The 14,356-nt window shown below is 70.8% G+C and carries 12 protein-coding genes; 5 read left to right on the top strand and 7 right to left on the bottom strand.

Annotated features, from left to right (window positions below):
* Positions 1-25: 25 nt before the first annotated feature.
* The gene (locus EWH70_RS35020; protein WP_130479898.1) at positions 26-2,983 is read right to left on the bottom strand and encodes a UPF0182 family protein; all 2,958 of its coding nucleotides are present in this window, start codon (positions 2,981-2,983) and stop codon (positions 26-28) included.
* 143 nt (positions 2,984-3,126) lie between these two features.
* Here EWH70_RS35020 and EWH70_RS35015 point away from each other — a divergent pair, with 143 nt between their 5' ends.
* Positions 3,127-3,672: a PPA1309 family protein gene (locus EWH70_RS35015; protein ID WP_130479897.1), complete on the top strand. Its 546-nt coding sequence runs from the start codon at positions 3,127-3,129 to the stop codon at positions 3,670-3,672.
* 58 nt (positions 3,673-3,730) lie between these two features.
* On the opposite strand, the gene EWH70_RS35010 is transcribed toward EWH70_RS35015, so the two are convergent.
* Entirely contained in the window at positions 3,731-4,876 is a 1,146-nt protein-coding gene (locus tag EWH70_RS35010) for a YlbL family protein (protein WP_130479896.1), read from the bottom strand.
* 92 nt (positions 4,877-4,968) lie between these two features.
* Here EWH70_RS35010 and EWH70_RS35005 point away from each other — a divergent pair, with 92 nt between their 5' ends.
* Positions 4,969-6,330: a zinc-dependent metalloprotease gene (locus EWH70_RS35005; protein WP_130479895.1), complete on the top strand. Its 1,362-nt coding sequence runs from the start codon at positions 4,969-4,971 to the stop codon at positions 6,328-6,330.
* Positions 6,331-6,364: 34 nt separating this feature from the next.
* Here EWH70_RS35005 and EWH70_RS35000 read toward each other — a convergent pair whose 3' ends face one another.
* Positions 6,365-6,883: a M48 metallopeptidase family protein gene (locus EWH70_RS35000; protein ID WP_205669399.1), complete on the bottom strand. Its 519-nt coding sequence runs from the start codon at positions 6,881-6,883 to the stop codon at positions 6,365-6,367.
* Positions 6,884-7,091: 208 nt separating this feature from the next.
* Here EWH70_RS35000 and EWH70_RS34995 point away from each other — a divergent pair, with 208 nt between their 5' ends.
* The 3 genes from EWH70_RS34995 to EWH70_RS34985 all read left to right on the top strand — a co-directional run bounded on the left by EWH70_RS34995 (position 7,092) and on the right by EWH70_RS34985 (position 10,673).
* A complete protein-coding gene (locus tag EWH70_RS34995; RefSeq protein ID WP_240687395.1) occupies positions 7,092-8,120 on the top strand; it encodes a TOMM precursor leader peptide-binding protein in 1,029 nt (342 codons plus the stop codon).
* A 164-nt stretch (positions 8,121-8,284) separates the two neighbouring features.
* Positions 8,285-9,586, top strand: a complete 1,302-nt coding sequence (locus EWH70_RS34990; protein WP_130479923.1) for an ABC1 kinase family protein — start codon at positions 8,285-8,287, stop codon at positions 9,584-9,586.
* Positions 9,587-9,716: 130 nt separating this feature from the next.
* Positions 9,717-10,673 (top strand): hypothetical protein, encoded by a 957-nt coding sequence (locus EWH70_RS34985; protein ID WP_240687394.1) that lies wholly within the window; start codon positions 9,717-9,719, stop codon positions 10,671-10,673.
* 9 nt (positions 10,674-10,682) lie between these two features.
* Here EWH70_RS34985 and EWH70_RS34980 read toward each other — a convergent pair whose 3' ends face one another.
* From EWH70_RS34980 to EWH70_RS34965, 4 genes are all read right to left on the bottom strand, one after another.
* Positions 10,683-10,883 (bottom strand): hypothetical protein, encoded by a 201-nt coding sequence (locus EWH70_RS34980; RefSeq protein WP_130479893.1) that lies wholly within the window; start codon positions 10,881-10,883, stop codon positions 10,683-10,685.
* A 355-nt stretch (positions 10,884-11,238) separates the two neighbouring features.
* Positions 11,239-11,646, bottom strand: a complete 408-nt coding sequence (locus EWH70_RS34975) for a WhiB family transcriptional regulator (RefSeq protein ID WP_130479892.1) — start codon at positions 11,644-11,646, stop codon at positions 11,239-11,241.
* Positions 11,647-11,773: 127 nt separating this feature from the next.
* Complete coding sequence (locus EWH70_RS34970; RefSeq protein ID WP_130479891.1) at positions 11,774-12,055, bottom strand: hypothetical protein; 282 nt, start codon at positions 12,053-12,055, stop codon at positions 11,774-11,776.
* Between the two features lie 193 nt (positions 12,056-12,248).
* Positions 12,249-14,339, bottom strand: a complete 2,091-nt coding sequence (locus tag EWH70_RS34965; protein ID WP_240687393.1) for an ATP-dependent DNA helicase UvrD2 — start codon at positions 14,337-14,339, stop codon at positions 12,249-12,251.
* Positions 14,340-14,356: the final 17 nt, after the last annotated feature.

The following is a 14,356-nucleotide window of genomic DNA, read 5'->3' as shown; positions in this document are numbered from 1 at the left end:
GCGGGTGCCCTTCAGGTAGCGAAGGTCACCCTCCAGCCGGTGGCACCGGGGGTGCCGAGGTCGGGGCGGCCCCGCCCTTGGCCTCCCGGTACTTCTGGAGCGCGGCGTGGAGCTCGGCGAGCGCCGCGCCGTAGCCGGCGAAGTCCCCATTGCGCTGCGCCGTCTCCAGCTTCGCCGCGGCGGCGTCCATCGCGGCGATGGCCTGGTCGATGCCCGCGTTGCCGGCGGGAGGCGCCGGCGTGGTCGGCGGCGGAGCGGTCGGCGGCGGGGCCCCCGGTGTGGGCGGCGGCTGGTTGGGTTGCGTCGCCGTGTCGCCGGTGCCTTCGCCGAACACCTTGTCGAGCGCTTCCTCCAGGGTCGGTGCGAAGCCGACCTTGGGCCCGAAAGCCACCAGAACGCGGGCCAGCTGCGGATAGCTGTTGGCGTTGCGTTGCTGGATGTAGATCGGTTCGACGTAGAGGAAGCCGTTGGCAACGGGCAACGTCAGCAGGTTGCCGTTGATGATGCTGACGCTCTGGTTGCCGAGCAGTGTTCGCTGCTGGGCGAAGCCCTGGTCACTCTGGAACCGGTTCTGCACCTGCACCGGGCCGTCGTTCTGGTTCGACCCGTCGGTCGGCAGCCGGAGGACTCTGATCTTGCCGTAGTCCTCGGGTTCGGACGACACCGAGACCCACGCGGCGAGGTATTGCCGCTGGAGCGCGGTGAGCGAGCTGGTCAGCTGGAACTTCGGCCGGTCGTCGCCCGGAACCTGCGCCATGACGTAGTAGGCGGGTTGCTTCGGGCCCGAGTTGTTCGGGTCGAGGCCGCCCTCCGCGGTCGGGTCGGGCGGAACGCTCCAGAACGTCTGGGTGGTGTAGAAGTCCTGCGGCTTCTCGACGTGGTACTTGGTGAGCAGCTCCCGCTGCACCTTGAACATGTCCTCCGGGTACCGGAAGTGTTCCCGCAGTTCCTGGGAGATCTCCGAACTGGGCTTCACCATGCCGGGGAAGACGTTCTTCCAAGCGTTGAGCACCGGCTCGTTGTCGTCGATGGAGTACAGCGTCACGGTGCCGTTGAAGGCGTCGACGGTGGCCTTCACCGAGTTGCGGATGTAGTTGATGGAACTGTTGGCCTGCCTGGCGACGCCGGACAGCGAGTCCTGCGTGGCGTCGCCAAGCTGGGTCTGCTGGGCGTACGGGTAGTTGTTCATCGTCGTGTAGCCGTCGACGATCCACACCACCTTGCCGCCGACGACCGCCGGGTACGGGTCACCGTCGACGGTCAGCCACGGGGCGACCTTGCTGACCCGCTGCCGCGGGTCGCGGTTGTACATGATCTTCGAGCCTTCACTGATGGCGTCGGAGAAGAGGATGTTGCGCTCTCCCTCGTTCGCCGCGAAGACCAGCCGGTTGAACCAGTTGTCGATCGGGACACCGCCGCTGCCCTTGTAGAGGTAACTGCGGTCGGTGGCGGTGTCCCACTCGCCGGGTGCCTTGCCCGGCTGTCCACCGACGATGGCGTAGTCGGTGGCCAGCTCGCCGTAGTAGATCCGCGGCTCGGTCACCTCGATGCCGGCCCCCTTGGGGTTCTGCGTGTCGCTGGTACGCGCGATCGGGTAACCGCCGTCGGAGTCGGTGCCCTGCACGGCGCGGTCGATGGTGTTGGCCGGAGCGGCGACGAAGCCGTTGCCGTGGGTGTACACCAGGTGCCGGTTGATCCAGGTCCGCTGGTTCTCCTGCAGCCCCTCGGTGCGGATCTCCTTGGCGGCGACGATGTAGTCCTGCCGCTTGCCGTCGACGGTGTACCGGTCGACGTCGAGCTTGTCCGGGAAGCCGTAGAAGTTCTCCCGGCCGACGCGCTGGGTGAAGGTCGGCGTCAGGACGTTCGGGTCGAGCAGGCGGATGTTGGGGATGGTGCCCTTGTCCGCGCGGATCTCGGCGGGCGTCGCCTCCGGCTTGCCGGTGTAGGGCTGGTATTCGACCTTGTCCGGTGTCAGGCCGAACGCGTTGCGGGTGGCGTCCATGTTGCGCTGGATCGACACCGCTTCCTTCTCGTTGGCGTTCGGGCGCACCGAGAACTGTTCGAGCACGGCCGGCCAGGCCGCGCCGACCAGGACGCCGGACAGGATCAGCAGCACGAGCGCGATGGCAGGCAGCTGGACGTTGCGCATGAACGCGCCGACGAAGAACGCGATGGCGCAGAAGACCGAGATGCACAGCAGGATCAGCTTCGCGGGCAGCACGGCGTTCAGGTCGGTGTAGGTCGCACCGGTGAACAGCGGCATGTTCCGGTCGGAGAACAGCAGGTTGTACCGGTCGAGGAAGTACTCGAGCGCCTTGAACAGCACGAACAGGCCGGCGGTGACGGCGAGCTGGACCCGGGCCGGGCCGGCGATCTGACCGCCCTTGCCGGCGAGCCGGATGCCGCCGAACAGGTAATGGGCGAGCAGGCCGCCGACGAACGCGACGGCGATGGCCAGGAACACCTGGCCGAGCAGCCAGTTGTAGAACGGCAGGTCGAAGGCGTAGAAGCCGATGTCGTTGCCGAACTCGGGGTCGACCTGGCCGAAGTCGGTGGCGTTGAGGAACAGCTGGACCCGCTGCCAGTCACTCTCCACGCTCGCGCCGGCGATGACACCGGCGAGCAGCGGCAGGCCGATGCCGAACAGCCGGATGCGCGCGGTGACCGCGGCGCGGTACCGGGCGAGCGGGTCGTCGTTGCCCGAGATGGGAACGAATACCGGCCGCGTCCGGTAGGCGATCGTCAGGCTCACCGCCAGCGCGCCGCCGACCAGCAGCGCGACGCCGAGGAACAGCACGATGCGGGTCACGATCTCGGTGGTGAAGACGCTGCGGGCGCCCACCTCGCCGAACCACAGCCAGTCGACGTAGGTCCCCAGCAGTCTGGCGCCGACTAGCAGGGCCAGCACGACAACCGCCGCGATGATCAGCAGTATCCGGCTGCGTTTGGACAGTTTCGGCAGGCTCACGGGCCGAGTGGCCACTGCACACGCTCCTGTTGTCGTAACTTCCGCGGGGCGCCGGCCGCCCCTGGTTACCTAACTCTACGGATGGCCTTCCGAGTTCCCCGAACCACCCAAAGCGGACGCGTCGTAGCGGCCCGCGCCGGGGCTGCGACGATGTGCGCATGGCTGAGAGTACGAGTGTCGGCGCGGTGGCGCGCGAGGTCGAGGAATTCGTGGCCGCGGCGGGATGGGACCAGGGTCCGCAGCTGTTCGCGCTGGTGCCGACGGCCGAGTTGCTCCGGCAGCAGCCCGAGCTCGCCGGGCAGCTCGACCCGGAGACCGAGCTGACGCCGGTGGCGCAGGACCAGTTGCCCGACGGCGACCTCGCCGACGCGCTGGCGACGATCGCGTGGCCGGACGCCGTGACCGGCTGTGCGCTGACGCAGGAGATCATCGTGCTGCCGCCGGAGGCCGAGGCGGAGCTGCCCGACGTGACCGACGGCGGCGCCGACGCCGAGCGCCTGCGGCAGGCGGCGGCCGACCACCCGCGCCGGACGGAGGCCCGGCTGGTCGCGGCGGTGCTGCGGGACGGCACGACGGCGTGCGTCATGCGCCTGCGCGGCGCGGCGGACGCCGAGAACCCCTCCGGCGAGGTTGACGAGATCGTCGAGCACCCCGACCTGGCCCCCAACCTGCTCGAGGCCCTGAAAGCCACCCTCGCCCCCTGACCCGAAGTGGGAGCAAGGGAGCTTTACTACCCTTCTTCGCTAGTAAAGCTCCCTTGCTTCAGCTTCCGGAGCAGGTCGGGGTGGGGCGGCCGGCCTTGAGGTCCTCCAGAGCGGTGATGGCGCCGCCCAGGTCAGCCACCTTGATCAGCTTCAGGCCGTCCGGCGCGGCGGAGGCGGCCTCGGCGCAGTTGCGCTCGGGCACCAGGAACACGGTCGCCCCCGCCTCCCTGGCGGCGACCACCTTGAACGAGATGCCGCCGATCGCCTCGACCGTGCCCTTCTGGGTGATCTGGCCGGTGCCCGCGATGTGCTCACCGGCGACCATCTCGCCGGGAGTCAGCTGGTCGACGATGGCCAGCGCGAACATCAGCCCCGCCGACGGCCCGCCGACCTCCTGCAGGGTGATGTCGACGTCGAAAGGGACATCCGCGCGGTCGATGGGCTGCAGCCCGATGAAGCCCTCGGTCCGCGACGGCTCCGGGTTCTGCGCGAGGGTCAGCGTCTGGGTTCGCTCCGGCTGCCCCTCGTGCTGGAACGTGAGCGAGATCGTCTCCCCCGGCCTGGTGCCGGCCAGCGCGGCCCGGACGTCTTCCTCCTGCGTGATCTTCTTCCCGTTCACCACGAGCAGACGGTCGCCGGGCTCGAGGACGTGGTCGGCCGGGCTGCCGGAGACGACCTCCTTGGCCAGCACCTTCACCGGGTAGCCGAGCCTGCGCAGCGCCGCCACCTCGGCGTTGCTCTGCGAGTCCTGGAACTGCTGGACGTTCTGCTGCTTCACCTGCTCGTCGGTCTCGCCGGGCTTGAAGTACTCCTCGCGTGGCGCGAGCGCGTACCGCCCGCTCACCCACAGGCCCAGGGCGCCGAACAGGGTGACCTCGTCGGTGAGCGACACCGTGGTCATCCGCAGCTGACCTCCGGTCGGGAAGGTCTGCTGCCCCTTGATCCGGATGACCGGGCTGCCGTCGGCGCTGCCCAGCGTGTCGTAGGTCGGCCCGGGACCGAGCGCGACGTAGGGCACCTGCACGACGGCGCCGAGCACGGCGAACACCGCCACCAGTACCCCGCTCAGCAGTACCGTCCAGCCGCGCCTGCTCAGTCGCCGGTCGTCGGTGTCCTCCGGCTCGGCGGCCGGGGCCTTCCGGCCGCTGGTCACCGTGCCGGCCGGGGTCTTCTGGGCGGTGGTTTCGTCACGGGACTCGCTCACAACCCGACAGCGTACGGTCACCACCCGGGGGCACGAGGCAGGAGGCGTCCGCTGGCGCGGTGCGCGTCGCGTCGGCCGCGTACGGTGGTGTTATGAGCAACCCCCCGTTCGGCTTCGGGATACCCGATCCCGACAAACGTCGTGACAACGAGCCGTCCGGCTCCGGCGGCGAGCAGCCCTCGGGCGCCGACGCCTTCAACCAGCTGGGTCAGATGCTCAGCCAGCTGGGCCAGATGCTCAGCCAGGCAGGCAGCTCGTCCGGACCGGTCAACTACGACCTGGCCAAGCAGATCGCGCTCCAGCAGCTCAGCGCCTCCGGCAAGAGCGAGCTGGGCTTCGCCCCCGACGGCGGCAAGTCCGGTACGGCGGTGCGCGACGCCGCCCACCTCGCGGAACTGTGGCTGGACGCGGCAACCATCCTGCCCGCCGGCGCCACCACCTCGGTCGCGTGGTCCGCCCGCGACTGGGTGGAGAAGACGCTGCCGACCTGGCAGCGGCTGTGCGACCCGGTCGCCCAGCGGATCTCCGGTGCCTGGGTCGAGGCGCTGCCCGCCGAGGCCAAGCAGGCCGCGGGCCCGCTGCTGTCGATGGTGGGACAGATGGGCGGCATGGCGTTCGGCTCGCAGCTCGGCAGCGCGCTGGCGCAGCTGGCGTCGGAGGTGCTGACCTCGACCGAGGTCGGCCTGCCGCTGGGCCCGGCGACGACCTCGGCTCTGCTGCCGGCGAACATCGAGAAGTTCACCGAGGGGCTCGAGCGCCCGAGCAGCGAGGTGCTGGTCTTCCTCGCCGCCCGCGAGGCGGCTCACCAGCGGCTGTTCGCCCACGTCCCGTGGCTGCGCCAGCGGCTGCTGGCCACGGTCGAGGAGTTCGCCAGCGGCATCACCGTCGACACCGCCGCTCTCGAGCAGCTGGCCGGCCAGGTGGACCCGAGCAACCCGGAGAGTATCCAGGAGGCGCTGTCGTCCGGGATGCTGGAACCGCAGAACAGCCCGGAGCAGCAGGCCGCGCTGTCCCGCCTGGAGACCCTGCTCGCGCTGGTCGAGGGCTGGGTGGACGTCGTGGTGGCGGAAGCGGTCGGCGACCGGCTGCCCGGTGCCGACGCCCTGCGGGAGACGCTGCGCCGCCGACGTGCCAGCGGCGGTCCCGCGGAGCAGACGTTCGCCACGCTCGTCGGGCTGGAACTGCGCCCCCGGCGCATGCGGGCGGCCGCCGCGCTGTGGAAGCTGGTCGGCGACACGCACGGTATCGACAAGCGTGACAGTCTGTGGTCGCACCCGGACCTCATGCCGAGGGCCGAGGACCTCGACGACCCGATGGAGTTCTCCGAGCGCCTCGGCGACGGTTCCGGCGACGAGCTGGAGGGCCTCGACCCGATCGCCGAGCTGGAGCGAACCCAGCGTGCGGAGGAGTCCGGCAAGTCCGATGAGCCGAAGGACGACCGCCGGGACGGCTGACCCGCAGCCCGGACGGGTCAGCCAGCTCCCGGCGTCAGCCTTCCTCCATGTCGATCCCCCACCCCGCCGCAGCGGACAGTCCCTCCAGGTACCCGATGGCCCGCTCGGTCTTCGGGTACTTGCGTACCCGTGCCCAGAAGCGGGCGTTGTGCTCGGGGATGTCCAGGTGGGCCAGCTCGTGGACGAGCACGTAGTCGAGTACCCATGACGGCACGTCCCGCAGCCGTTCGCTGACCCGGATGCTCGCGTCGACCGGCGTGCACGAAGCCCACCTGGTCCGCATCGGCGGCACCCAGCGCACGGTGGCCGGGTTCGCCTTGCCGTCGAAGTAGCGGGCGCTCAGCACCGCACACCGCGCGACGAGTGCCGCGTCGGACTGCCTGGACGGCGCCGCCCGCTTGCTCTCGGTCCGCTGCAGCTTGCGCTGCATCTCGGCGACCCAGTGCGCCTCCTCGGCCCTGGTCATCCTGGCCGGGATGAGCACGACGAGCGTGTCTCCGTCCCGGTACGCGGTCACGGTGCGCTTGCGTCGCTTGCTCCGGCGCACCTCGATCTTCTCTTGTCCGACATCGTTACGGCCCCTCTGCGAGGGCACCCGTGCTTCGGCCACGAGACCACCGTACGACCCCCGACCGACATCGCCGAGAGGCAGAAAGTCACAGCGCCCGGATGACGGCAGGTTGTCCACAGGGCTGTGAAAATGTGGATAACAAGCGAGCTTCTTAGCAGCTGGTTAGCAGGCCTGGGTCATGATCGTGTCCATGTCAGCACACACGGTGTCGATCCCCCGGCGGCCCTGCCTGGTACCTGGGATCGAGGTGTTCGAACGTGGCGCGGACGAGGTCCAGGTGGGCCTCGATCCACGGCACGGGGTCCTGGCGCGCGGCGTGCCGCGGCAGCTGGTGCCGCTCCTGCGTGAGCTGGACGGGACCCGTACGGCGACGTCGCTGTTCGCGCTCGCCGGCAGCGAACGGGTCGAGCAGCTGCGGACGGTGCTGACCCGGCTCACCGCACTCGGTCTGGTCGAGGACGCCTCGAGCGCCGGCCGGCACGCGCCGCGCGGGGAGACCGGCACGTGGCCGTTGCGGGTCCGGTGCAGCAGCGAGGACCTGCACGAGCTCAGGGCGCACTGCGCCGTGCGGATCTACGGGGGCAGCAGGCTGGCCATCGCCGTCGTCTCCCACCTCGCCGCGGCCGGCGTCGGCTATCTCGACCTGCGGACCACCGGCCTGGTCACGCCCTGCGACATCGGCTCCGGGTACACCCGGGCCGACGTCGGCATACCGCGGCGGCGCGCGGCTGCCGAGCTGATCCACCGCGTCAACCCGCACAGCAAGCTCGCGCACCCTCCCGAGCGGCAGTCGCCCGACCTCGTGGTGCTGGCCGACTCGGTCGTTCCCGCGCCGGAGATCGTGCACGAGCTGACCCAGGACGGGCTGCCCCACCTGCCGGTCAGGGTCCGCGAGGGCATCGGCATCGTCGGCCCGCTGGTCATGCCCGGCCGCAGCAGCTGCCTGCGGTGTGCCGACCTGCACCGGTCCGACCGGGACCGGTCGTGGCCCCGGGTGGCCAGCCAGCTCGCCGGGCGCGAACAGCGGACCGACCTCACCACCGCGCAGGCGACCGCCTCGCTGGCGGCCAGCCAGGTCCTGCGCGCGCTCACCCCCGGCGACGAGGAGCCGCCGGCGTGGAACGCGACGCTGGAGATCGACAACTTCGACGCCACCGTGTTCCGCCGAGCGTGGGCCCCGCACCCGGCCTGTGGCTGCGGCGCTCCACCGGGCTGGTGACCGGTACGCCACCCAGCGTCGTACGCCGTGTGACGTAGCACCCGAAGACGCCCGCAAACGGCTGCGTGCCTCGGCGTCCCCAAGGCAGAATCGCTGGGGTGAGGGAGAACCGCGAAGCCGACACCGCCAGCAGCGCCCACGACCCCGCCGACGACGAGACCGCCATGCCTCACCGCACGGCCGCGCGCACCGCGAAGCTGGCGAGCCTGCCGCTGGGCATCGCCGGCCGGGCGGTGAGCGGGTGGGGCCGCCGCCTCACCGGCCAGAGCGCCGAGCAGGTCAACGCCACGCTCTCGGCCAAGGCCGCGGAACAGCTCTTCGAGGTGCTCGGCACCCTGAAGGGCGGCGCCATGAAGTTCGGCCAGGCCCTGAGCGTGTTCGAGGCCGCCGTGCCCGACGAGTTCGCCGGCCCGTACCGGGAGGCCCTCACCAAGCTCCAGTCCGCGGCGCCACCGATGCCGACCCGGCAGACGCACCGGGTACTCGCCGAGCAGCTCGGCCGGTCCTGGAAGGACCGCTTCGCCGAGTTCAGCGACGAGCCAGCCGCGGCCGCCAGCATCGGCCAGGTGCACCACGCCGTGTGGCACGACGGCCGCGAGGTCGCCGTCAAGGTGCAGTACCCGGGCGCCGACCAGGCCCTGCGCAGCGACCTGCGTCAGCTCCAGCGCTTCAGCCGGCTGTTGCAGGCGCTCGCCCCGGGCACCGAGATCAAGCCACTGCTGGCCGAACTCAGCGACCGGATGAACGAGGAGCTCGACTACCGGACCGAGGCCGAGAACCAGCGCCAGTTCGCCAAGGCGTTCGCCGGTGATCAGCAAGTGCTAGTCCCGAGGGTTGTCGCCAGCGCTCCGAAGGTGGTCGTGACCGAGTGGGTGACGGGGACCCCACTGGCCAAGATCATCTCCGACGGCACCGTCGGGCAACGCAACGAGGCCGGCCGCCTGCTGGCCGAGTTCCACTACTCCTCACCCGCGCGAGCCAACCTGCTCCACTCCGATCCGCACCCGGGCAACTTCATGCTGCTCGAGGACGGCCGGCTGTGCGTGATCGACTTCGGCGCGGTGGCCCGCCTGCCACACGGCGCCCCTTCCGCACTCGGAGTCATCATGCGGCTCGCCCTCGAAGGCCGGTCCGACGAGCTGCTGGACGTACTCAAGCGGGAGGGGTTCGTGCGGCCGGGCACGACGGTCGACGCCGAGGACATCCAGGCATACCTCGCGCCGTTCACCGTGCCGCTCACCCGGGAGAGGTTCCACTTCACGCGCAGGTGGGCGCAGAAGCAGGCGCTCAGGCTCGGCGACACCCGTGGCCAGGATTTCCGTACCGCTCGCTCATTGAACCTCCCTCCGCAGTGGTTGATGATCCACCGGGTCACCGCCGGTGCCGTGGGCATTCTGTGCCAGCTCGACGCGGAGCTGGAACTGCGCTCGATTGTGCAGCAATGGCAACCCGGTTTCGCGGCGTGAACCCGCGCTGACGCCGAGTTGTCCACAGCCTCGGCGTCCTCGTGAACGAGTTCGCCACTCGCGCCACCGATCCATCCACATTTCCGCCAACAGGTTTCCCCACCGCCACCCGACCACCACTCTCGGTGGCATGACCCAACTCAGCACCGTCAACACGATCGCCACCTTCGGTACCGCGATCGACAAGATCGTCTCCCCCGCCGACCTGCGGGCAGGAGGCATGTCCAGACACGACATCGACCGGCGATGCCGCCCCGGTGGGCCGTGGCGGAAGCTGTTTCCCCGCGCGGTCCTGCTGCACAACAGCGAACCGACCAGGGCACAGCTCGTCAGGGCGGCGGTCGTCCACCTCGGGCGCGACACGATCGTCACCGGGGTCGACGCGTTGCAGGCCCACGGTCTGGGGCTGCCTCCACCGCCCCTTCCCCACCTGCTCGTGCCCGAGTACCGGCGAGCCGTACTGCCCCATCCCATGCTGCTCGAGCGCACCACCCTGCTGCCCCGGCCGGTGTACGTCGAGGGCCTTCCGGTCGCACCGGTCGCGCGTGCCGTCGTGGACGCCGCGCGCCGCGAAACCGACCCCGGCAGGCTGCAGGAACTGCTGACCGTCCCCATCTACTACGGCCTGTGCTCGGCCGACCAGCTCCGTGCCGAGCTCGACCGCGGCTGTCAGCGTGGCACGCGGGAGGTCCGGCGGCTGCTGCGCGGTCTCAGCAGCACCGCCGGCACGTTCCTCTACGCCGCGGCCAGGCGGCTGCTGCGGAACCTCCCACTGCCGCCGCCGAGGTGGAACGTCGAGGTCGAGGACCTCGAGGGCAGGCCGCTCGGCGAGGTCGATGCCTGGTGGGACGAGGTGGCGATGGGCTGGCGCTTCGGCACCGAGCCGGCCGGGAACGGATCACGCAGCAGCATGGCGCTGGCGGGCGCCGACGTCATCGTCGTCACCACGTCGCCTCGCCAGCTGACCAGTGATCAGGACGAGGACGCCTACCTGATCGGCACCGAGCTGGTCAGAGCGTTCGGCAGAGCGGCACGCCGGGGGCGGCCGCGGGTCCGCACCAACAGCAGGGCCCTGGTGGCGGCATGACCGCGGGTGTCACCAGAACTCGTCCGGCAGCTTCGCCTCGATGTCGCGGACGTGCTTGCGCGCGCAGTCCGGGCACAGCCAGCGAACGGTGCCGCGCTCGTGCTGGGCCGACCACGCCAGCGCCGACAGCGTGGAATCCGGATCCGCCGGCCGGCGGGCACCGCAGCGCCCGCACGTGTCGTCCGGTCGTCCGGCGGTCTGCTCGCTCACCCCACCAGCGTCCCAGGCCGGCGCCGCCGGGGCGAGACGGGCGCGAACAGCCCGGATACGACGAAGCGGGACATGGCCCCCGAGCCATGTCCCGCCACTGGTCGCCGCTACCGCGTCCGGTGCGACCGTCGCCCCCGCAGGCTCAACCTCCGCCCGCGGGACCGCGCCCGCACCCACGGCCGCCGGCCGTGGACGGACTCGTGCAGGTCACGTATTCGTGCCCGCGCCAGCTCTTCGTAAAGCAACATCTCAGCCATCTCCCTGGACATGTTCGGTGCTCCGCTCGGCCGGCCGGCCGGCGTGTGGTTGCTGTCGTGCGTGCCGATCAGTGCGATCGGGCCGTTCTCGAAGGCGGTCATGCGGCCGCGCTCCCCTGCCGGACCGGCTGGGCGGCCGGACGCTTCTCGGCCGCGGGGACAGCGGCGGGCTCGACGACGGGGTTCTTGCGCGGACGGCCACGCGGCCGCTTCCTGGGCACGACGGCCCCGCGCTCGAAGATCTCCCCGCCCCAGACGCCCCACGGCTCCCGACGGGCCAGAGCGCCGGCCAGGCACGCGGCACGCACCGGGCAGTCGACGCACAGGCTCTTCGCCTGCTCCAGCTCGGCCGGGGCCTCGGCGAACCACAGGTCCGCGTCCCCGGTCCGGCACGGCAGGTCCAGCTCGGGCGCCGCGACGGCGTCGAGCAGGTCACTGACGCCGGCAACGGCGTTCAGCTCGTCGGAAACCGCCTTCTCTGACGCGAAGGCGAATGCCGAAGACATTCCCGTTCTCCCTTGTGTCGTAACGGTTTTGATGGATTTCCGGTTGTTTCTCACTGAAAAAACACGAAGGCCGCGGATCCGATGTACGGTTCCGCGGCCTTCGTGAGCCTGCTGTCCTGACCTGGCGTCAGGGGCTGCGCTCACTTGGAGACGACGGAACGTGGACCGGGATCTGGACCGGCTTGAAGGTCGGCGCGTACAGAGCTGGGACGCCATCGCGAACCTGGAGCGTGTCCAGGCCGGCGACACCGGCCACAGCGGTCCCCTCGAACACGCGCTCACCGCAAGCCACGAAGGCATTGCGGGCGTGCAGTTCACCGGACGCGCCGAAACCCTGGCGATCGCGCATACGCGCGGCGGCGGTCGACAGACCGGTGCCAGGGTTATCCTTCATCGTGAAGATCTTCATGCCCTGACACCTCCTCTCGCCGCGACCCGTCTCGCCGATCGGCGAGCGGGGAACCTCCCCAGGCGCTACCACCCAGTGCTTGCAGGTTATTGCCCTCCACACGGAGGGGGCAACTTATTTTCCCCGAAAGTCCGAAGATCTTCGAAAATAGTCCCTGAACTGGGGATACGCACGACAGGGCGTACCCGCCCGGCTACGCAGGCGTGCCGGAGTTGACCATGGCGAGCACCTCCGAGCCGAAGCGTTCCAGCTTCGTCGCGCCGATACCGGCGATGGCCACCAGTTCACGCTCGTCGGTGGGCCGCTGCTCGGCGATCGCCATCAGCGTCGCGTCGGTGAACACCACGTAGACCGGCACCTTGAGCTCGCGGGCCCGGGCACCACGCCAGCCACGCAGGCGTTCGAGCAGTTCCTCGTCCACGGTGGACGGGCAGCCTTCGCACCGGCCCAGCTTGATCTCGATCGTCGCCATCAGCGAACTCCCGCAGACCCGGCACCGCACCTTGGCGCGGGGCCCGGACGAGCCGGATGCCCTGGCGACACGGCTCGCGGGGTGGTTCTCCGGCAGCAGGCCGTAGAGGAAGCGGCTGCGCCTGCGGTGCCTCCTGCCACCCGCGGTTCGGGACAGCGACCAGCTCAGGGTCAGGTGCTCACGAGCCCGGGTGAGCCCGACGTAGAAGAGCCGGCGTTCCTCCTCGATCGCCTGCTCGTCGCCGTCCGCCCGCTGGATCGGCACGGTGCCCTCGGCGAGCCCGACCAGGAAGACGGCGTCCCACTCGAGGCCCTTCGCCGCGTGCAGGGACGCCAGGGTGACGCCGGCGACGGTCGGCGGATGCTGGGCCGCAGCCCGCTGGTCGAGTTCGGCCACGAATCCCGGCAGGTCCATGTCGGGGACCGTCCGGCTCAGCTCGTCGGCCAGGTCACGCAGCGCGGCCAGCGCGTCCCACCGCTCGCGGGCGGACCCGCCTGCCGGTGGCTGCTCGGTGAGACCGACCTGGCCCAGCACCGCGCCGACGGCGGGAACCAGCTCGCCCGGCTCCGCACGGCTCGCCGCGGTGCGCAGGGCCACCATGGCCTGCCGAACCTCCGTCCTGGCGAAGAAGCGTTCGCCGCCGCGGACCAGGTAGGGGATGTCCTGCTCGGCGAGTGCCTGCTCGTACGCCTCGGACTGGGCGTTGACCCGGTAGAGGACGGCGATCTCGCTGGCGGCCACTCCGGCGTCGAGCAGGTCGCGGATACGGGCGGCCGTCGCCGCGGCCTCGGCCGGTTCGTCGTCGAACTCGACGAACCGGGGCGGCGGGCCGTCGGGGCGCTGGCCGACCAGTCGCAACCGCGAGCCGGCCGGGCGGCCGCGGGCAGCGCCGATCGCGGAGTTCGCCAGGGCCACCACCTGGGGTGTCGAGCGGTAGTCCCGTTCAAGCCGGATCACCGTCGCCTCCGGGAAGCGGCGGGGGAACTCGAGCAGCGGACGCGGGGAGGCCCCGCCGAAGGAGTAGATGGTCTGGTTGGCGTCACCGACCACGGTGAGGTCGTCGCGCTCGCCCAGCCAGGCGTCGAGCAGGCGTTGCTGTAGCGGGGTGACGTCCTGGTACTCGTCGACGACGAAGCAGCGGTAGCGGTCGCGGAACTCCTCCGCCACCGCGCGATGTTCCTCCAGCGCCGCGATCGTGTGCAGCAGGAGATCGTCGAAGTCGAGCAGCCGCGCGGAGTTCTTCAGCTCCTCGTACTGCCGGTAGACGGCGGCGACCCGGGTGGGCGGCTCGGGTGTGTCCCGCTGCCGCCGCGCGGCCGCGGCCGGGTAGTCGTCCGGCACGATCAGCGACGCTTTCGCCCACTCGATCTCGCCGGCGAGGTCACGCAGTACCTCGACCTCGGTGCTCAGGCCGGTGCGGTGTGCGGCCTGGCCGATCAGGCGCAGCTTGTTGTTCTCGATGAGGTCCCACTGCGGTCCGCCGACCACCCGGGGCCAGAAGTACCGCAGCTGGCGCAGCGCGGCGGCGTGGAAGGTGCGGGCCTGGGCTCCCTCGACCCCGAGTGCCCGCAGCCGGCTGCGCAGCTCGCCGGCGGCCCGGGAGGTGAAGGTGACGGCGAGGACCTGGCCGGCGGCGACGTGGCCACCTCGGACCAGGTGAGCGATGCGGTGGGTGATCGTGCGGGTCTTGCCGGTGCCGGCTCCGGCCAGCACACACACCGGGCCCCTGGGCGCGGTGGCTGCCGCCCGCTGCTCCGGGTCCAGTCCGTCCAGCAGGCCGGTGTCGGTTCGGGAGTCGGCTGCGGTACGCACGTCGCGCATCCTCGCAG

Source organism: Amycolatopsis suaedae (assembly GCF_004214935.1).
GTDB lineage: Bacteria > Actinomycetota > Actinomycetes > Mycobacteriales > Pseudonocardiaceae > Amycolatopsis > Amycolatopsis suaedae.
The sequence above is the reverse complement of the archived record's forward strand: the minus strand, read 5'-3'. Positions and strand labels throughout refer to the sequence as shown.

Bases quoted from the DNA above. Each gene is read 5' to 3' on its own strand.
- EWH70_RS34995 (WP_240687395.1), top strand. From the start codon at position 7,092: ATGTCAGCACACACGGTGTCGATCCCCCGGCGGCCCTGCCTGGTACCT.
- EWH70_RS34990 (WP_130479923.1), top strand. From the start codon at position 8,285: ATGCCTCACCGCACGGCCGCGCGCACCGCGAAGCTGGCGAGCCTGCCG.
- EWH70_RS34975 (WP_130479892.1), bottom strand. From the start codon at position 11,646: ATGTCTTCGGCATTCGCCTTCGCGTCAGAGAAGGCGGTTTCCGACGAG.
- EWH70_RS35005 (WP_130479895.1), top strand. From the start codon at position 4,969: ATGAGCAACCCCCCGTTCGGCTTCGGGATACCCGATCCCGACAAACGT.
- EWH70_RS35015 (WP_130479897.1), top strand. From the start codon at position 3,127: ATGGCTGAGAGTACGAGTGTCGGCGCGGTGGCGCGCGAGGTCGAGGAA.
- EWH70_RS34985 (WP_240687394.1), top strand. From the start codon at position 9,717: ATGACCCAACTCAGCACCGTCAACACGATCGCCACCTTCGGTACCGCG.
- EWH70_RS34970 (WP_130479891.1), bottom strand. From the start codon at position 12,055: ATGAAGATCTTCACGATGAAGGATAACCCTGGCACCGGTCTGTCGACC.